Source organism: Pseudomonas mendocina (assembly GCF_900636545.1).
GTDB lineage: Bacteria > Pseudomonadota > Gammaproteobacteria > Pseudomonadales > Pseudomonadaceae > Aquipseudomonas > Aquipseudomonas mendocina.
In genome coordinates, this window is the sequence record NZ_LR134290.1 from 4385936 (window position 1) to 4403276 (window position 17341).

The window sequence follows — 17341 nt, forward strand, 5'->3', positions numbered from 1 at the left end:
CTCCCACGACAGCGGCAGGCTGGCCAGCCCACTACAAAAGTTGTTATAACGTAACAATTAAAACCGCACCCTCGCTGGAGACAACCATGCGCCATCTGCTGCTCGCCCTGCCCTTCGTCCTGCTGCCTCTGGTCGCCGCCCAGGCCCATGAGCACGGCCATGATCACGACCACGAACATTCCCATGACAGCCTGGGTGCCCATGAGCACGGCGTCGCAAGCCTCAACGCAGCACTGGATGGCAACCTGCTGGAGCTGCAGCTCGAAAGCCCGGCGATGAACCTGGTCGGCTTCGAACATGCCGCCAAGAGCGATGCCGACAAGGCCAAGGTCGCTGCAGCCAAGCGCGAGCTGGAGCAACCCGTCATGTTGTTCGCACTCGACAGCGGTGACTGCAAGGCCACCGCAGTGGAACTGGAAAGCCCGTTGTTCGGCGACGCCGACCACGACCACGACCACGACCATCATGCTCACGAAGGCGAGCACAGCGACATCCATGCGCACTATCGCTTCGAATGCGCCAAGGCCAACGAATTGAAACAGTTGGATCTCGCTGAATTGTTCAAACGCTTCCCCGCCACCGAGAAGATTCAGGTACAACTGATCGGCCCGAATGGTCAGCAGGGCGTGGAGCTGACGCCGGCGCAGCCACGCTTGAGCTTCTGACCTGCCACGTCTCATTGCCGGTGCGAGCGCCCCTCGCGCCGGCAATAAACGCCTTCTCCCGACACGCAGCAGACAATGACCGAACCTCTGATCGAACTCGCCAATCTCGGCTTCGCCTGGCCCGGCCAGGCACAGTTGCTGGATATCCCCACCTTCACCCTGGCGCGCGGTGAAACCCTGTTTCTCAAAGGCCCCAGCGGCAGCGGCAAGACCACCCTGCTCGGCCTGCTCGGCGGCGTACAACGTGCGCAAAGCGGCCATATCCGCCTGCTCGGCCAGGATCTGGGCCAACTCTCCGCCGGCGCCCGCGACCGTTTCCGGGTCGATCACACCGGTTACATTTTCCAGCAGTTCAACCTGCTGCCGTTTCTTTCCGTGCGCGAGAACGTCGAGCTGCCCTGCCGCTTCTCACGCCTGCGTGCCGAACGCGCGCGCCAGCGCCACGGCAGCATCGATGCCGCCGCAGCGGCGCTGCTCGACCATCTCGGCCTGCGCGCCGACCTGCTCGGCCGTCGCGCCGATGAACTGTCCATCGGCCAGCAACAGCGGGTCGCCGCCGCGCGCGCACTGATCGGCCAGCCGGAGCTGGTGATTGCCGACGAACCGACCTCGGCACTGGACTTCGACGCCCGCGAGGCCTTCCTGCAGTTGCTCTTCGCCGAATGCCGCGCTGCCGGCGCCAGCCTGCTGTTCGTCAGCCACGACCAGAGCCTGGCGCAGCTGTTCGACCGCAACCTGTCACTGGCCGAACTCAACCGCGCCGCCCGCCCACAGGAGGCCTGAGATGCATCTGATCCGCATCGCCCTGGCCAGCCTGGCCAACCGCCGCTTTACCGCCCTGCTCACGGTGTTCGCCATCGCCCTGTCGGTCTGCCTGCTGCTGGCCGTGGAGCGTGTACGCACCGAAGCGCGCGCCAGCTTCGCCAACACCATCAGCGGCACCGACCTGATCGTCGGCGCACGTTCGGGCAGCGTGAACCTGCTGCTCTACTCGGTGTTCCGCATCGGCAATGCCACCAACAACATCCGCTGGGACAGCTTCGAGCGCTTCGCCAATCACCGCCAGGTCAAGTGGGCCATCCCCATTTCCCTTGGTGACTCGCACCGCGGCTATCGAGTGATGGGCACCAGCACGGCCTATTTCGAGCATTACCGCTACGCCCGTAGCCAGGCGCTGCAACTGGCCGAAGGGCGTGCCTTCGCCGACGATCCATTCGAGGTAGTGCTCGGTGCGGAAGTGGCCCAAGCGCTGGGTTATGGCCTCGGCGAGAAAATCGTCCTGGCACACGGCGTCGCCACCATCAGCCTGGTCAAGCACGACGACAAGCCCTTCACCGTGGTGGGCATCCTCGAACGCACCGGCACACCGGTGGACCGTACGCTGCATATCTCTCTGGCCGGGATGGAGGCGCTGCATATCGACTGGCAGAACGGCATGCCGGCACGCGGCGCGGCGCAGATCAGCGCGGATCAGGCACGCGCCATGGATCTGCAACCGAAGCAGATCACCGCCTTCATGTTGGGCCTCAACAGCAAGATCGCCACGTTCAGCCTGCAGCGCGAGATCAATGAATTCCGCGGTGAGCCGCTGCTGGCCATTCTGCCCGGCGTCGCCCTGCAAGAGCTATGGAGCCTGATGGGCACCGCCGAGCAGGCGCTGTTCGTGGTCTCGCTGTTCGTCGTGCTGACCGGCCTGATCGGTATGCTTACGGCGATTCTCACCAGCCTCAACGAGCGCCGCCGGGAGATGGCGATCCTGCGCTCGGTGGGCGCACGCCCCTGGCATATCGCCAGCCTGCTGGTGCTGGAGGCCTTCGCTCTGGCATTGGCCGGCGTGGCTTTAGGTGTCGCGCTGCTCTATCTGGGCATCGCCGGCAGCCAGGGCTTCGTCCAGGCCAATTACGGCTTGTACCTGGCACTCAGTGCCCCGTCGAGCTACGAGTGGAAACTGCTGGGCAGCATCCTCGCCGCAGCGGTGGCGATGGGCAGCGTGCCAGCCTGGCGAGCCTATCGACAGTCACTGGCCGACGGTCTGTCGATTCGATTGTAAGAACCTGCCCCGAGCCTGTTGTGCGTCGGCGCGGCTGCCTCGCAAACAGGCTCGGGCGGCTCATTTACAGCTCGTAAACTGCGCGCCCTCACCTGTTCTTTGCCTTGCATTGGTCTAGTTCGCTAGCCCTTGAACAGGCTCTAAGCCGCGATTCGCCTGTACACTGTGCCGGCGAATCAATCCACTGAGGTAGCTCATGTCTCGCCCCATTCTCGCCACCCTGCTGCTGACCCTGGCACTGCCACTGGCTGCTGCTGATGTGCGCGAACTCACCTGGTCCGATCTGATTCCGCCCGATGCCCCACCGCAGGTCGTCGAGCCCGCGCCCATTCACGATCTCTCGCAACTGGCCGACGCCCTGGCCGAATCCGGCCCGGCCGCCATGCAGCAATCGCCGGCGGCGCCGGTGGTCAAGGGGCTCAATGGCCAGGCGGTGAAGTTGCCCGGTTATATCGTGCCATTGGACGTGACCGACGAAGGCCGCGTGGTGGAGTTCCTGCTGGTGCCTTACTTCGGCGCCTGCATTCACGTGCCGCCACCACCCTCGAACCAGATCGTCCACGTCACCAGCGAACTCGGCGTGCTGCTCGATGCGCTGTACCAGCCGTTCTGGGTGGAGGGGCCCCTGAAGGTCGAGCACGTCAGCAGCGAGCTGGCCGAGGTCGGTTACCAGATGGAAGCAGACAAGATCTACGCCTACGAACTGCCCGACAGCTGATCTTCGTAGGAGCGGTTTCAGCGCGAAAAGATTCGCGGATAACCCGCTAAAAATACCCCAAAGAAAAAGCCAGACATCGCGTCTGGCTTTTTTATATCGGTCAGCACTGTCGTCAGCCGCGACTGGCGACCCGATTCTCGCGCTCGAAGCGCAGTTCACTTTCCGCCCACTGCCGCCAGGAGCGCACCTTGGCTCGCTCGGCACCGCCACGTTCGGCACGCGCCAGCGCATCCAGACCAGCCTGCCAACGCGACTGTTCCAGCTCCAGCTGTGCAACATACAGCCAATGCTTGCCATTGCCGCTGCGCTCAGCCAGAGGACGCAGCACGCGCACCGCAGCAGAACGATCACGCGCCTGCCACCAGAACAGCCCCAAGCGTTCCTGACGCGCGGCGGTATTGGCCAGCAGACCGCTGTCGAGCATGCCGGCAAGCAGCTTGGCGCCCTGCCAGGGCTGGTCGGCAGCACCAGCCAGCAGCACCAGGTTGTCCAGCTCGGACTCGCTGAAACGCAGGCCCTTGCTATGCGCCGCACGCAGGGTCGCCAGCGCCTTGTCATTGCTGCCGGCCATCTGCTGCAGGCCAGCCAGCTGACGCCAGCCCTTGGCATCGTTCGGCTGGCGCGCCAGCAACTGGCGCTGCCAGCGCTCGGCCTGGGAATAACGTTTCAGATCGGCATTGGCACCCACAAGAAACTGCAGCCAGATGTCGGCGGCGTTGGGATTGGCCTGCACGTATCGCTCGGCCAGCGGCAACGCCTTGGCCGGCTGGTTCATGCCCTGATAGGCCTGCACCAGCATCTGCAGTACCTCCTCGGAGGCACTGCCCTGATTCGGCGCCAGCAACTCGACGACCTTGGCGTAGCGGCGCTCACCCAAGTTGAGCTTGGCCAGATTGAGGCGCTCGCCAGCCAGCATTTCATCGTCAAGCTTGCCGCTACGCACAGCCTTGTCCAGCCACTCGATGGCCTGACCATTGTTGCCGGCCGACCAGGCCACGTAAGCCTTGCTGCGCCAGACCAGAGCCTCCTCAAGACTGCCGCTCTTGGCCTGGACCTCATCCAGCGCGCGCCGCGCGGCGCTGTAATCGCCCTTTTGCTGCGCGCCTTGCGCCGCATTCAAAGCCTTGAACACGGCCGGGTCGATGGTCTGCTGTGCCATGCCGGGCAGGGCTGCGGCATTGAGCATCACGAGCAACAACCAACGGTACATGGTCAGCTCCTTTCCAGACGGAAGTAGAGGGTCTTCACCGCTTCGCGGTCCACCGCCAGGCCACCTTCGGTACGTGGCGCGAAGCGCCAGCGTGCCGCGGCGCGGCGTGCTTCGCGCTCGAAGACGTTACGCGGGTTGGCTTCCAGCACGCGGATGTTCTCCACATTGCCGGAGCGATTGATGGTGAAAGCCAGTTTGACGAAACCTTCGATGCCACGCTGCAGCGCATAACGCGGGTATTCCGGGCGCACGTCGTTGAGCGGCATGACTTCGCTCTCCATCCCGCCCATCTGCCCACCGGACTCGGCGGCCTGGCTCGGCGGTGTCGGCGCTGGAGCCCCCGGTGCAAGACCGGACAAGCTCGGCGCAGGCGCGCTGTTGACGGCGATACCACTGGCCAGGCTTGGCAGTTGGATGTCCAGCGCCGGCAGGTTGGCATTTGGCGTAGCCGTTTGCGGTGTCGGCGGCGTGGGTGGCTGCGGCGTTTGCGGCTGAGGTGGCTGCGGTGCCTGCTGACGGGTGCGGCTGGCGGTTTCGCTGGAGTTACCGTCCATGCGCACGAAGTTGGCCACGCTGACAGGGTCCTGACTTACCTTGGCGCTCGGTGGCGCGACCATGTAAAGCATCAGGGCGAACAGCCCCAGGGCCATCAGGCAGGCACCGAGAAAAGACAGCGGCAGACGCATCAATTGACTCCGCTGCCGGCGGCCAGGGCGACATCCTGCACGCCAGCCAGGCGCGCCTGATCCATCACCTGGACGACAAGGCCGGTACGCGCATCCTGGTCGGCCTGCACCACCACCGCGCCATCGGGCTGGTCGACCCGCATGCGCTCGACATGTGCACGCACGCTGCGGATATCCACTGGCTGCTTGTCCATCCAGATCTGCCCGTCGGCGGTGACGGCGATGAGGATATTGCCCTTGTCCTGCGGGCTGGCGGTTTCCGCCTGCGGACGCTGCACCTCGACGCCGGACTCACGAATGAAGGAGCTGGTGACGATGAAGAAGATCAGCATGATGAAGACCACGTCGAGCATCGGTGTGAGGTCGATGCCGGTATCTTCGTCCTGCTGGTGGTGACGACGCATTCTCATGTTGGGCGATCTCAGTCGTGACGCAGCTGGTCGGCCAGCCGCTCGATGGCCTGGCTGGCTTCGCGTTCGAGGCGCGCCAGGCTGAACAATCCAGGAATGGCCAGAACCATGCCGGCCATGGTCGGCAGGGTCGCCTGCCACACGCCTGCGGCCATGCCGCGTGGGTTACCGGCACCGTTGAGGGCGAGCACATCGAACACGGCGATCATGCCAAGTACGGTACCCAGCAGGCCCAGCAACGGATACAGCGCCACCAGGGTCTTGCCCAGGCGCAACGGCGCCGCCAGTTGCTGACGCGCCTGCGCCAGCCAGGCCAGACGAACGGCGCGCTGCCAGTTGCCGTTGTCATCGGCGAGTACCTGCTGCCAGGCCTCTCGACGTTCCTGCACCCAGCGCGGAAAAATTCGGCGCATGTACCAGAAGCGCTCGAACACCAAGGTCCAGAACACCACGCAGAGCACCGCCAGCGCCCACATCACCACGCCGCCGGCGCTCATGAAGTCGAGCAGTGCATGGGCACTGTCGACCGCACGCAGCCAGAAGGCGAACAGATCAGTCACGGCGTGGCGCTCCCGACAGGTGCAGGGCGATCAGGCCAGCGCTCTGCTGCTCCAGAATCTGGATCAGGCCCTTGCTGCGGCTTGCCAGCAGGCTGTGCAGGAACAGCAGCGGAATGGCTACCACCAGGCCCAGCACGGTGGTCACCAGCGCCTGGGAGATACCGTCGGCCATCAGGCGCGAATCGCCGCCACCGCTCTGAGTGATGGCCTGGAAGGTCACGATCATGCCGGTCACGGTCCCCAGCAGGCCGAGCAGCGGTGCAACGGCAGCCAGCAGCTTGAGCAGGCCCTGGCCTTTTTCCAGCGGCGGTGTTTCCTGCAGGATCGCTTCGTCGAGCTTCAGCTCCAGAGTTTCCAGGTCAGCCAGTTGCGGCTTGGCGCCCAGCACACCGATCACACGGCCCAGCGGGTTGTCGCCGCGCGGCGCACTGAGGTCATGCATCTGCGCCTTGACGCCGCTACCAACGCGAGCCAGGTAGACCATGCGCCACACAGCGAGAAGCAGGCCGAAAGCACCCAGCACGACGATTACCCAACCGACCAGACCACCCTGCTGCAGACGGTCCCACAGGGTCGGCTGCTGCTGCAGCTGCGCCAGCAGGCTGCCACGGCTCGGATCGATGGGCAGCGTGGCGAGCGCATCGGTGCTGCTCAGGTAGTCCTTGACCTGACCCAGGCCGGACGGCTGACGCGGCGGCGCCACCAGTTGCCCGGCATCGGCGTCGTAACGCAGGAAGGCATCCTCGCCATACACGGCGAAGGCACCGACACGCAGCACCTGCTGCTCCTGACGCGAACCATCGGCATTCACCACCGGCAGCTGCAGGCGTTCGATACGGCCGCTGGCAGCCAGGTCTTCGAACAGCAGCATCCAGTAGCCGTCGAGATCGTCGGCGGACGGCAGCGAGCGGCTTTCGGCCAGCGCCTTGAGGCGCTTCAGACGCTCCGGGTACTGGGCGTTGAGCAGGCTGTCCTGCCATTGACCGGCGACATCACCCGCGCTCTGGCGCACCACGCCAAACAGTTCACCGAGGTGACCAACGCGCTGCGCCAGCAGTTTTTCCTGCTCGGCCAGCTCGGCCTCCTGCCGGTCGAACTCGGCCTTGAGGCGCTCGCTCTCGGCTTTCTGGGTATTCAGCGCGGAACGCGCGGCAGCCAGCAACTGCGCCTGCTCGCTACGCTTGGCGAGAAACGCCTGTTCGCGCTCCTGCATGGCGCTGACTTCGGCAGCGCGCTCGCTACGGATGCGCTGCAGCAGTTGATCGGGGTTGAGGGTTTCGGCCACGGCGGCCAGTGCCGGCAACAGGCTGAGCGCCAATACGGCTACAACACGACGACTCATTGTGCGGCCTCCTCGGCCAAGGTCTTGATCGGCAGGGACAGCACGGCAGGCGCCTGTTGCTGACGGGCGATGGCGATAGCCTGGGTCAGCGGACGACGTGCGCTGCCGTCGAGCACTTCCCAGGCCTTGGTTTGCGGGTTCCACCAGCCGCTCTCATGGGCATCGAGGGTCTGGTAATAGAGCATGCTGCGGCCAAGGCGCAGGAACTCGACGCTGCGCGAATCACCGTCGCCCTGGTTCAGTTCGCCACGCCAGGCTTCGAGCGTGCGGCCATAGTCGCTCTCGATCTGATAGGCCTCGAGGATGCGGCGATATTTGTCGGCCAGGCTGACATCGGCGCGCGGCAGCAGGTCTTGCAGCTGAGCCAGACGGTCTTCACGTTCCTCGGGCAGGAAGGGTAGATCGGCGGCAATGAACTCACCCAGCACTTCGACCATCTTGACCATCTGCGGACTTACCGCTTCCTGGGTACGTTCGATGCCATCGAGCTGCTTCTGATAGCTGGTCAGCTCCTGACGCTGGGCTTCGACCAGATCACGAAGCTGACTGTTATAACCTTTCAAAGCCTCAGCCTGCTGCAGGGCATTTCGGTACTCGGTCAGCATCTCACGACTGGCGTCATCCAGTTGCTCGACACGGTCCTGCGAGGCTTTAGCCTCGGCGGCCAGGCGCTGGCTTTCATCCAGTGCGGCATCCAGCGGCGCAGCAGCCAGCGAGCCGCTGGCCAACATCAGGGCCACAGCCAGGGAACGGAGGGGGAAGCGATTCATGCGCAGAGGGTCCTCAACAGACAGGCTTGCTTCAAAAAGAGAAACATTATCATCTAGAGATGCATTTGAAGCAATGGACAAAACACCGCAGCAGAGCCCGTCGATCTATTGAGCCAGGTCAAAAAGTGGATTGTTGCTTGGCTTAGCATTGATTCCAGCCAAGACACACAACCGACTCGAACTGGAGTTCGCTATGTACAAGTCACTGTTCACTGCCTCACTGCTGGCCCTGGCCGTCGCCGCCCCCATTGCTCAGGCCCACCAGGCCGGCGACATCCTCATCCGCGCCGGGGCCATCACCGTCAACCCGGAGGCCGACTCCTCCAGCGTCAAGGTCGATCGCGGTGGCCTCGCCGGTGCCAACCTCGGCGGAAAGGCAACCATGAGCAGTGACACCCAGCTGGGCCTGAACTTCGCCTATATGCTCACCGACAATCTGGGCATCGAGTTGCTGGCGGCAACGCCGTTCGAGCATGATGTGAAGATCAAGGGCACCGTCCTCGATGCAGCCAATGGCAAGCTGGGTACCCTCAAGCATCTGCCGCCGACTCTGAGCCTTGTGTATTACCCACTAGACGCCAAGTCAGCCTTCCAGCCCTATGTCGGAGCAGGCATCAACTACACCTGGATTTTCGACGAGCACGTCGGCAGCGCCGCCAGCGCCAACGGCTTCGACAACTTCCGCGCCAAGAACTCCTGGGGCCTGGCCTGGCAGGTGGGTGCCGACTACATGCTGACCGACAGCCTGATGCTCAACGCCCAAGTGCGTTACATCGACATCGACACTACTGCCTATGTCGACAACAATGCCCTCGGTGTTCGCGCGAAGGTCGATGTGGACGTCGACCCCTTCGTCTACATGGTCGGCCTGGGCTACAAGTTCTGACAGCCCTCGCAGAAACGAAAAAGCCGGCGAAAGCCGGCTTTTTCATGTGCCCGATTCACTGTTCGAGCAACTGACGTAACCCTTCACGCAGAGGCGTTTGCGGCGGCATACGGTAATGAGCCTGCAAACGCGTATTGTCGGCACGAGAGTGACGGATGTCGCCAGCTCGTGCAGGCGAGTAGGTGACTTGCGGCAAGCCCGTGCAAAGCGCACCGATCTCCGCCAGCAGCTGATTGAGGCTTACCGCCTGGTTCCAGCCGACATTGACCGGCTGCTCGACGAACTCACCCAGCAGCCCCTGCAGCAGCAGCTCGATCAAATCGCCAATATAGAAAAAATCCCGGGTCTGCTCGCCATCGCCGAAGACGCTGATCGGTAGCCCCCGCTGTGCCCGCTGGGTGAAGATGCTGATCACCCCAGAATAAGGCGAGGATGGATCCTGGCGCGGCCCGAAGACATTGAAGAAACGGAACACCGCCGGCTCCAGCGCATGCTGGCGGCGATAGAAATCCAGATAGTGCTCACTGGCGAGCTTGTCCGCCGCATAGGGCGTCAACGGCGCCTTGGCAGTGGTCTCATCGATCGCCACGCCTTCACCGTTGTTGCCATAGATCGCTGCGCTGGAGGCATAGACCACACGCCGCACACCATGTCGGCGCATCGCTTCGCAGACATTCAGAGTGCCGATGAAGTTGCTCTGATGCGTCGCTACGGGGTCGTCCACCGAAGCCTGCACCGAAGCCACCGCAGCCAGATGCGCAACAGCCGAACAACCCGCTACCGCGCGGGCAACCACCTCGACATCAGCGACATCGCCCTCGATGAAGCACAAACGCGGATTATCCAGCGGCAGATTGCTGCGCTTGCCCATGGACAGGTTGTCCAGCACACGCACGCCGTGGCCGGCAGCCAGCAAGGCATCGACCAGATGCGAGCCAATGAAGCCGGCGCCGCCGGTTACGAGAATTTCAGCCATGACGATAATAACGGTCCAGCAGGCTCGGCAGACCGGAGCGCCAGGCGCGTGGTTTGATGCCGAAGGTGTGAAGAATCTTCTTGCAGGCCAGTACGGCGTGCTGCGGTTCGTCGGCAGTATCCGGGCGAGCGGCGTGCGCCTGAGGGGCGACATCCTCGACCAGGTTGCTGCGATAGTGACGCGCCTCGCTCAGTACCGCCTGCCCCAGGCTCAGCGACGTGCTGGCCTCGTGGCCACCGTAATGGTAGGTCCCCCACAAGGGCGACTCGCAGTCCAGCTGCTTGAGCACCGCCAGAATCACCCGCGCGGCATCGTCCACCAGCGTGGGATTACCGCGCCGATCATCGGCGAGATACAGCGCATCATCGCGCTCGGCCCGCTGTAGAAATCGCCCCAGCAACCCTTCTCGACTGTCATCGAGCAACCAGCCGAAGCGCAGTAACACATGACGCGGACAGATCGCACGCACGCTCTGCTCCAGTCGCCACAACGCCTGCCCCCGCAGCCCCAGAGGCACCGGCTCTTCCTTTTCGCTGTAGGCGGTGACCCGCGAACCATCGAACACGCGATAGCTGGAAGGCTGCAACAGTACGATGGAGTGGTGCTGGCACAATTCGGCCAGGCGCTCCACGGCGCGCTCCTGGGTTTGCAGACGCGACTCGACCACCGACTCGGCCTGAAACCAGTCGAAGTAATAGGCCAGGTTGATCAGCGCATCCGGGCGGGTATCGTCGAGCAACTCAGTCAGGCTGGCAGCATCCCAACCCTCTTCCGGCGGGCGTGGCGCAAGGAAGCCGATGTCTTCCTCGGCGCCAAGACGGATCAGCGCTTGCCCCAGGGCACTACCGCCGCCCAGCAGCATCAGGCGCATACGCATGGTGGTTCGGGTGACTCCAGAATTGTTCTGCCTACCGGTGTGGCGGCGATGATGGCCGATATTCTGCTGGTTTTACCCGGTGTCGTCACCCTGCAATAACGCGCGGCTGCGGATCGGCAACACGTTCGCCTGCCTGATCGAAGGCCTGCTGCGCACGGGCGATCTCGGCGACATTGCGTTCCACCCAATGGTCTATGGCACGAATCGGCTCACTGAGCGAATGCCCCAGCGGCGTCAACGAGTACTCCACTCGCGGTGGCACCTCAGCGTAGGCCTGACGTACGACCAGACCGAAGCGCTCCAGGCGGCGAATCGTCTGAATCAGCATCTTCTCCGAGATGCCCTCGACACGGCGACGCAACTCGGCGGTGCGCAAGGTGCCGCCATGCGCCAGCGCGTGGATCAACAGCAGCGACCACTTGTCCGCGATCACTGCCAGTACATGGCGTGCCGGGCAGACACCACTGAAGACATTGCCTGGGCGAACGTCATCGGACATCGAGGCGACTCCAAAACTTACCAATAGGTAGGTACTTGCTCAAAGGAAAGCGAAGAGTAAGCTCTTTCGCGTCCATCCTCCACCACGAATAAGGAATCTCGCATGAAGCTGTACTACAAAGCTGGCGCCTGCTCGCTCTCGCCGCACATCGCGCTACGCGAAGCCGGCCTGCCGTTCGAACTGGAAGCGGTCGACCTGAAGACCAAACTCACCGCCTCGGGCGAAGACTTCATCCGGATCAACGGCAAGGGCTACATCCCCGCCCTGCAGTTGGACAACGGCAAGGTGCTAACCGAAGGCGCGGCCATCGTGCAGTACATCGCCGACCTCAAGCCCGAAAGCGGCCTGGCCCCGGCCAACGGCAGCGAAGCACGCTACGAACTGCAGAGCTGGCTCAGCTTCATCTCCAGCGAACTGCACAAGCCCTTCGGCAGCATGTTCAACCCGGCGCAGAGCGCAGACTGGAAAGCCGCCGCCCAGGCGCTGCTGAGCAAGCGCCTCGACTGGCTCGTCACCGAACTCGGCGAACGCGAGTTCCTGCTCGGTGACCGCTTCACCGTGGCCGACGGCTACCTGTTCACCGTTCTGGGCTGGGCCGGCATGGTCGGTTTCTCTCTTGATCCCTGGCCGAGCCTGCAGGCCTACCACGCCCGAATCGGCGCGCGCCCGAAGGTGATCGAAGCACTCAAGGCCGAAGGCCTGATCTGAAGTCCAAAGAAAAACCCCGAGGCTAGCTCGGGGTTTTCGGATCAGCTCGGTATCACGCGATTAGAACGGAATATCGTCGTCGAAGCTGTCGTAGTCAGGCGCTGGCTGGGCCTGCTGCGGAGCCGGACGCTCCTGACGCGGCGCCTGTTGCGGTTCACGCTGCGGGGCCGGACGCGACTGGCGCGGCGCGCCGCCTTCATCACCGCTAGGACGACCGCCCAGCAGCTGCATGGTGCCCTGCATGTCGACGATGATCTCGGTGGTGTAGCGCTTGATGCCGTCCTTTTCCCACTCGCGGGTCTGCAGCTTGCCCTCGATGTACACCTGCGAACCCTTGCGCAGGTATTCGCCGGCGATCTCGGCGACCTTGCCGAACAGGGCAACGCGGTGCCATTCGGTCTTCTCGACCTTCTGCCCGGTCTGCTTGTCGGTCCACTGCTCGCTGGTGGCCAGGCTCAGGTTGGTTACCGCGTTGCCGCTGGGCAGGTAGCGTGTTTCCGGGTCCTGGCCGCAGGTGCCGACCAGAATGACTTTGTTAACCCCACGGGCCATAACGTTCTCCTAGACTCGGCACGTCGCTGGCGCCGATACGATCAGGCTTTCCAGCGTCGTGCGATCCACTTGTTGGGTATCGACTTTGATATAGATGGCCGCTTCGTCGACCACCACCACGGCGTCCGCCACTCCAGGCGTCGCCTTGAGGCGTTCGACCAGTCCAACATCAGCCAGTGCCGCGGCATCGAGCGGCAGACGCAAACTGGTCACATACGGCGGTTCGCGCATAGTAACAGCAATGGCCAGCCAAATCGCACAGAGCACGGCGCAGCCGATGAAGACACCATTCAGCCCCACATGCTGGTACAGCCAGCCACCGAGAATGCCGCCCAGCGCAGCACCAAGGAACTGACTGGTGGAATAGACCCCCATCGCGGTGCCCTTGCCACCGGCCGGCGCCACCTTGCTGACCAGCGACGGCAGCGAGGCCTCGAGCAAGTTGAAGGCAGTGAAGAACACCACGATACCCAGCACCAGCGCGCGTAGACCACTGCCGAAAAGAGCGAAGTAAAGCTCGCATAGCAGCAACACCGACACGGCCCCGAGCAGTACGCGTTTCATCTGGCGCTTTTTCTCGCCGTAGATGATGAACGGCACCATGCCGAAGAAACCGATCAACAGCGCGGTGAGGTAGACCCACCAGTGTTCTTCCTTGACCAACCCGCCCTGCTCCACCAGCGCCAGCGGCAAGGCCACGAAACTAGCCATGAGTACCGCATGCAAGGCCAGGATGGCAAAGTCCAGGCGCAGCAGGTCGCCATGCTTGAGGGTCGGCCACAAGGCCTGCGCCGCCACGCCGGACTCGCGGTGCTGCAGCGGCCCGGCATCCTTCGGCACGATACCGGCGACGATCAGGATACCGAGCAGCGCCATCGCCCCGGTGGCCCAGAACAGCCCGGACAGGCCGAAGGCTCGTGTCAGCAGCGGGCCGACCACCATGGCCACGGCGAACGACAGGCCGATACTCATGCCGATCATGGCCATGGCCTTGGTCCGATGCTGCTCACGGGTCAGGTCCGAGAGCAACGCCATCACCGCCGCGGAAATCGCCCCGGCGCCCTGCAGCACGCGCCCGGCGATCACACCCCAGATCGAGTCGGCATTGGCTGCCAGCACGCTGCCGGCGGCGAAGATCAACAGGCCGACGTAGATAACCGGACGTCGGCCGATGCGGTCACTGATGATGCCGAAGGGAATTTGCAGCACGGCCTGGGTCAAACCATAGGCACCGATGGCCAGGCCGATCAGCGCCGGCGTACTGCCGGTCAGATCCATGCCGTAGGTGGCCAGCACGGGCAGCACCATGAACATGCCCAGCATACGAAACGCGAACACCATGGCCAGGCCGCCGGCCGCGCGGGTCTCGCTACTACTCATGCGCTCGCTGTGCGGATCGTGCATCGAATAAACCCTGAGGAAATCAGCCGGCGATTCTAGCAGCCGGCGTCGTTTCGGCACAGGCGCACACTTTGCCGCAGGGTAGCGGCAAGCCCTATACTCGACCGTTTCCGCCCGCCCAGCGAGGCCCGTTGCAAGCCGCCAGCGTTTGATGCGGCAGAGGCAACGCAGACAGCTTTCAGAGGTTCCCTAAGTGGACAAAATCCTGATTCGTGGGGCACGTACCCACAACCTCAAGAACATCGACCTGACCCTGCCGCGCGACAAGCTGATCGTGATCACCGGCCTGTCCGGTTCCGGCAAGTCCTCGCTGGCGTTCGACACGCTCTACGCCGAGGGCCAGCGCCGTTACGTCGAATCGCTATCGGCCTACGCCCGGCAGTTCCTGTCGATGATGGAAAAGCCCGACGTCGACACCATCGAAGGCCTCTCCCCGGCGATTTCCATCGAGCAGAAGTCCACCTCGCACAACCCACGCTCGACGGTGGGCACCATCACCGAGATCTACGACTACCTGCGCCTGCTCTATGCTCGTGTCGGCACGCCGCGCTGCCCGGATCACGACGTACCGCTGGAGGCGCAGACCGTCAGCCAGATGGTCGATCAGGTGCTGGCCCTGCCTGAAGGTCGCAAGCTGATGTTGCTGGCGCCCGTCGTGCGCGAGCGCAAGGGCGAGCATCTGTCGGTGTTTGAAGAGCTGCGCGCCCAGGGCTTCGTCCGCGCCCGGGTCAACGGCAAGCTGCATGAGCTGGACGAGCTGCCCAAGCTGGATAAACAGAAGAAGCATTCCATCGATGTAGTGGTGGATCGCTTCAAGGTGCGCGAAGACCTGCAGCAGCGTCTGGCCGAATCCTTCGAGACCGCGCTCGGCCTGGCCGACGGCATCGCCCTGATCGCCCCCATGGATGATGAAGAAGGCGAAGAGATCATCTTCTCCGCGCGCTTCGCCTGTCCGCATTGCGGCCACTCGATCAGCGAACTGGAGCCCAAGCTGTTCTCCTTCAACAACCCGGCCGGCGCCTGCCCCACCTGCGACGGTCTGGGCGTGAAGCAGTTCTTCGATGCCAAGCGCCTTGTCAACGGCGAGCTGACCCTGGCCGAAGGCGCCATCCGCGGCTGGGACCGACGCAACGTCTACTACTTCCAGATGCTCGGGTCACTGTCCAGCCACTATGGCTTCAGCCTGGAAGAGCCGTTCGACGAGCTGGCTGCGGAGCACCAGAAGGTGATCCTGTTCGGTAGCGGCACGCAGAGCGTCGATTTCAAGTACCTCAACGACCGCGGCGACATCGTCAAGCGCTCGCATCCCTTCGAGGGCATCATCCCCAACCTCGAGCGCCGCTACCGCGAGACCGAGTCGGCCAGCGTGCGCGAGGAACTGGCCAAGTTCCTCAGCACCCAGCCCTGCCCCGACTGCCGCGGTACGCGCCTGCGCCGCGAGGCGAGGCATGTCTGGGTTGGCGAGAAGACCCTGCCGGCGGTCACCGGCCTGCCGGTGGGCGACGCCTGCGATTACTTCGGCGAACTGCACCTGACCGGCCGCCGTGGCGAGATCGCCGAGAAGATCCTCAAGGAAATCCGCGAGCGCCTGCAGTTCCTGGTCAACGTCGGCCTCGACTACCTGACCCTCGATCGCAGTGCCGACACCCTGTCCGGCGGAGAGGCGCAGCGCATACGCCTGGCCAGCCAGATCGGCGCCGGCCTGGTCGGCGTCATGTACATCCTCGACGAGCCGTCCATCGGCCTGCACCAGCGCGACAACGAGCGGCTGCTGGCCACCCTCACCCACCTGCGCAATCTGGGCAATACGGTGATAGTGGTCGAGCACGACGAGGACGCCATCCGCCTGGCCGACTACGTGGTGGACATCGGCCCCGGTGCAGGCGTGCACGGCGGACGGATCGTCTCGCAAGGCACCCCCGACCAAGTGATGGCCGATCCCGAGTCGCTGACCGGCAGCTACCTGTCCGGGCGCAAGAAGATCCAGTACCCGGCCAACCGCACGCCGCGCGACAAGAAGAAGTCGTTGAAGCTCAAGGGCGCACGCGGCAACAACCTGCGCAAGGTCGACCTGGAGATTCCGGTCGGTCTGCTCACCTGCGTCACCGGCGTGTCCGGCTCGGGCAAGTCGACGCTGATCAACAACACCCTGTTCCCCATCACCGCCACCGCGCTCAACGGCGCCACCAGCCTGGAGGCCGCGCCCTACGACTCGTTCGACGGTCTGCAGCATCTTGACAAGGTCGTGGACATCGACCAGAGCCCGATCGGTCGCACGCCGCGCTCCAACCCGGCCACCTACACCGGTCTGTTCACGCCGATCCGCGAGCTGTTCGCCGGCGTGCCGGAGTCGCGCTCGCGCGGTTACGGCCCGGGCCGCTTCAGCTTCAACGTCAAGGGTGGGCGCTGCGAGGCCTGCCAGGGCGACGGCGTGATCAAGGTGGAAATGCACTTCCTGCCGGACATCTACGTGCCCTGCGACGTGTGCAAGGGCAAGCGCTACAACCGCGAAACCCTGGAAGTGAAGTACAAGGGCAAGAGCATCACCGAAGTGCTGGACATGACCATCGAGGATGCCCGCGCCTTCTTCGACGCCGTGCCGGCTATCGCCCGCAAGCTGCAGACGCTGATGGACGTCGGCCTGTCTTATATCAAGCTTGGCCAATCGGCGACCACCCTGTCCGGCGGCGAGGCGCAGCGGGTCAAGCTAAGCCGCGAGCTGAGCAAGCGCGACACCGGCAAGACCCTGTACATCCTCGACGAGCCGACCACCGGCCTGCACTTCGCCGATATCCAGCAACTGCTCGACGTGCTGCACCGCCTGCGCGACCACGGCAACACCGTGGTGGTGATCGAGCACAACCTGGACGTGATCAAGACCGCCGACTGGCTGGTGGATCTCGGCCCGGAAGGCGGTTCCAAGGGCGGCATGATCATCGCAACCGGCACCCCGGAAGAAGTGGCCGCCAACCCGGCTTCGCACACTGGGCACTTCCTCAAGCCGCTGCTGGAACGCGACCGCGCCTGAAAC

18 protein-coding genes are annotated in these 17341 nt (G+C 63.9%); 7 read left to right on the forward strand and 11 right to left on the reverse strand.

The window, feature by feature from the left end:
- The first annotated feature begins 86 nt into the window (after window positions 1-86).
- The 4 genes from EL191_RS20440 (at window position 87) to EL191_RS20455 (ending at window position 3433) form a co-directional block, all read left to right on the forward strand.
- Entirely contained in the window at window positions 87-665 is a 579-nt protein-coding gene (locus EL191_RS20440) for a DUF2796 domain-containing protein (protein ID WP_041980449.1), read from the forward strand.
- 75 nt (window positions 666-740) lie between these two features.
- Window positions 741-1448, forward strand: a complete 708-nt coding sequence (locus EL191_RS20445) for an ABC transporter ATP-binding protein (protein ID WP_041980446.1) — start codon at window positions 741-743, stop codon at window positions 1446-1448.
- A 1-nt stretch (window position 1449) separates the two neighbouring features.
- The gene (locus EL191_RS20450) at window positions 1450-2715 is read left to right on the forward strand and encodes an ABC transporter permease (protein ID WP_013717322.1); all 1266 of its coding nucleotides are present in this window, start codon (window positions 1450-1452) and stop codon (window positions 2713-2715) included.
- Window positions 2716-2911: 196 nt separating this feature from the next.
- Window positions 2912-3433 (forward strand): DUF3299 domain-containing protein, encoded by a 522-nt coding sequence (locus EL191_RS20455; RefSeq protein WP_013717323.1) that lies wholly within the window; start codon window positions 2912-2914, stop codon window positions 3431-3433.
- A 112-nt stretch (window positions 3434-3545) separates the two neighbouring features.
- On the opposite strand, the gene EL191_RS20460 is transcribed toward EL191_RS20455, so the two are convergent.
- Genes EL191_RS20460 through EL191_RS20485 form a run of 6 tightly spaced genes read right to left on the reverse strand, consistent with a single transcriptional unit; the run spans window position 3546 to window position 8411 of the window.
- Window positions 3546-4643, reverse strand: coding sequence for a tetratricopeptide repeat protein (locus tag EL191_RS20460; protein ID WP_041980445.1), 1098 nt, complete (start codon window positions 4641-4643; stop codon window positions 3546-3548).
- A gap of 2 nt (window positions 4644-4645) precedes the next feature.
- A complete protein-coding gene (locus tag EL191_RS20465) occupies window positions 4646-5329 on the reverse strand; it encodes a TonB family protein (RefSeq protein WP_017362099.1) in 684 nt (227 codons plus the stop codon).
- Complete coding sequence (locus tag EL191_RS20470) at window positions 5329-5739, reverse strand: ExbD/TolR family protein (protein ID WP_003463247.1); 411 nt, start codon at window positions 5737-5739, stop codon at window positions 5329-5331. The genes EL191_RS20465 and EL191_RS20470 overlap by 1 nt, the downstream gene beginning before the upstream one ends.
- 11 nt (window positions 5740-5750) lie before the next feature.
- Window positions 5751-6299, reverse strand: coding sequence for a MotA/TolQ/ExbB proton channel family protein (locus EL191_RS20475; protein ID WP_013717326.1), 549 nt, complete (start codon window positions 6297-6299; stop codon window positions 5751-5753).
- Window positions 6292-7641, reverse strand: coding sequence for a MotA/TolQ/ExbB proton channel family protein (locus EL191_RS20480; RefSeq protein ID WP_041980444.1), 1350 nt, complete (start codon window positions 7639-7641; stop codon window positions 6292-6294). Before EL191_RS20480 ends, EL191_RS20475 begins: the two co-directional genes overlap by 8 nt.
- Entirely contained in the window at window positions 7638-8411 is a 774-nt protein-coding gene (locus EL191_RS20485) for a DUF3450 domain-containing protein (protein ID WP_041980443.1), read from the reverse strand. The genes EL191_RS20480 and EL191_RS20485 overlap by 4 nt, the downstream gene beginning before the upstream one ends.
- Window positions 8412-8604: 193 nt before the next feature.
- On the opposite strand from EL191_RS20485, the gene EL191_RS20490 reads away from it, so the two are divergent.
- On the forward strand, window positions 8605-9297 hold the full coding sequence (locus EL191_RS20490; RefSeq protein WP_013717329.1) for an OmpW/AlkL family protein: 693 nt from the start codon (window positions 8605-8607) through the stop codon (window positions 9295-9297).
- Window positions 9298-9352: 55 nt separating this feature from the next.
- Here EL191_RS20490 and EL191_RS20495 read toward each other — a convergent pair whose 3' ends face one another.
- The 3 genes from EL191_RS20495 to EL191_RS20505 all read right to left on the reverse strand — a co-directional run bounded on the left by EL191_RS20495 (window position 9353) and on the right by EL191_RS20505 (window position 11649).
- Window positions 9353-10273 (reverse strand): NAD-dependent epimerase/dehydratase family protein, encoded by a 921-nt coding sequence (locus EL191_RS20495; RefSeq protein ID WP_041980442.1) that lies wholly within the window; start codon window positions 10271-10273, stop codon window positions 9353-9355.
- Complete coding sequence (locus EL191_RS20500) at window positions 10266-11150, reverse strand: sugar nucleotide-binding protein (RefSeq protein ID WP_041980441.1); 885 nt, start codon at window positions 11148-11150, stop codon at window positions 10266-10268. The genes EL191_RS20495 and EL191_RS20500 overlap by 8 nt, the downstream gene beginning before the upstream one ends.
- Window positions 11151-11235: 85 nt before the next feature.
- On the reverse strand, window positions 11236-11649 hold the full coding sequence (locus EL191_RS20505) for a winged helix-turn-helix transcriptional regulator (protein ID WP_041980440.1): 414 nt from the start codon (window positions 11647-11649) through the stop codon (window positions 11236-11238).
- 102 nt (window positions 11650-11751) lie between these two features.
- On the opposite strand from EL191_RS20505, the gene gstA reads away from it, so the two are divergent.
- Window positions 11752-12357: a glutathione transferase GstA gene (gene gstA / locus EL191_RS20510; protein ID WP_017362103.1), complete on the forward strand. Its 606-nt coding sequence runs from the start codon at window positions 11752-11754 to the stop codon at window positions 12355-12357.
- Between the two features lie 60 nt (window positions 12358-12417).
- On the opposite strand, the gene EL191_RS20515 is transcribed toward gstA, so the two are convergent.
- Together EL191_RS20515 and EL191_RS20520 are read right to left on the reverse strand one after the other, a co-directional pair.
- Window positions 12418-12909 (reverse strand): single-stranded DNA-binding protein, encoded by a 492-nt coding sequence (locus EL191_RS20515; RefSeq protein WP_003463262.1) that lies wholly within the window; start codon window positions 12907-12909, stop codon window positions 12418-12420.
- A 9-nt stretch (window positions 12910-12918) separates the two neighbouring features.
- Window positions 12919-14313, reverse strand: coding sequence for an MFS transporter (locus tag EL191_RS20520; RefSeq protein ID WP_041980439.1), 1395 nt, complete (start codon window positions 14311-14313; stop codon window positions 12919-12921).
- A 190-nt stretch (window positions 14314-14503) separates the two neighbouring features.
- On the opposite strand from EL191_RS20520, the gene uvrA reads away from it, so the two are divergent.
- On the forward strand, window positions 14504-17338 hold the full coding sequence (uvrA, locus tag EL191_RS20525; RefSeq protein ID WP_041980438.1) for an excinuclease ABC subunit UvrA: 2835 nt from the start codon (window positions 14504-14506) through the stop codon (window positions 17336-17338).
- Window positions 17339-17341: the final 3 nt, after the last annotated feature.

What these genes read in the sequence shown, in the direction of transcription:
- EL191_RS20500 (WP_041980441.1), bottom strand. Translation starts at nt 11,150, where the DNA reads ATGCGTATGCGCCTGATGCTGCTGGGCGGCGGTAGTGCCCTGGGGCAA.
- EL191_RS20515 (WP_003463262.1), bottom strand. Translation starts at nt 12,909, where the DNA reads ATGGCCCGTGGGGTTAACAAAGTCATTCTGGTCGGCACCTGCGGCCAG.
- EL191_RS20450 (WP_013717322.1), top strand. Translation starts at nt 1,450, where the DNA reads ATGCATCTGATCCGCATCGCCCTGGCCAGCCTGGCCAACCGCCGCTTT.
- EL191_RS20505 (WP_041980440.1), bottom strand. Translation starts at nt 11,649, where the DNA reads ATGTCCGATGACGTTCGCCCAGGCAATGTCTTCAGTGGTGTCTGCCCG.
- EL191_RS20460 (WP_041980445.1), bottom strand. Translation starts at nt 4,643, where the DNA reads ATGTACCGTTGGTTGTTGCTCGTGATGCTCAATGCCGCAGCCCTGCCC.
- EL191_RS20440 (WP_041980449.1), top strand. Translation starts at nt 87, where the DNA reads ATGCGCCATCTGCTGCTCGCCCTGCCCTTCGTCCTGCTGCCTCTGGTC.
- EL191_RS20480 (WP_041980444.1), bottom strand. Translation starts at nt 7,641, where the DNA reads ATGAGTCGTCGTGTTGTAGCCGTATTGGCGCTCAGCCTGTTGCCGGCA.
- EL191_RS20465 (WP_017362099.1), bottom strand. Translation starts at nt 5,329, where the DNA reads ATGCGTCTGCCGCTGTCTTTTCTCGGTGCCTGCCTGATGGCCCTGGGG.
- EL191_RS20470 (WP_003463247.1), bottom strand. Translation starts at nt 5,739, where the DNA reads ATGAGAATGCGTCGTCACCACCAGCAGGACGAAGATACCGGCATCGAC.
- EL191_RS20445 (WP_041980446.1), top strand. Translation starts at nt 741, where the DNA reads ATGACCGAACCTCTGATCGAACTCGCCAATCTCGGCTTCGCCTGGCCC.
- EL191_RS20495 (WP_041980442.1), bottom strand. Translation starts at nt 10,273, where the DNA reads ATGGCTGAAATTCTCGTAACCGGCGGCGCCGGCTTCATTGGCTCGCAT.
- EL191_RS20455 (WP_013717323.1), top strand. Translation starts at nt 2,912, where the DNA reads ATGTCTCGCCCCATTCTCGCCACCCTGCTGCTGACCCTGGCACTGCCA.
- EL191_RS20490 (WP_013717329.1), top strand. Translation starts at nt 8,605, where the DNA reads ATGTACAAGTCACTGTTCACTGCCTCACTGCTGGCCCTGGCCGTCGCC.
- EL191_RS20520 (WP_041980439.1), bottom strand. Translation starts at nt 14,313, where the DNA reads ATGCACGATCCGCACAGCGAGCGCATGAGTAGTAGCGAGACCCGCGCG.
- gstA (WP_017362103.1), top strand. Translation starts at nt 11,752, where the DNA reads ATGAAGCTGTACTACAAAGCTGGCGCCTGCTCGCTCTCGCCGCACATC.
- EL191_RS20485 (WP_041980443.1), bottom strand. Translation starts at nt 8,411, where the DNA reads ATGAATCGCTTCCCCCTCCGTTCCCTGGCTGTGGCCCTGATGTTGGCC.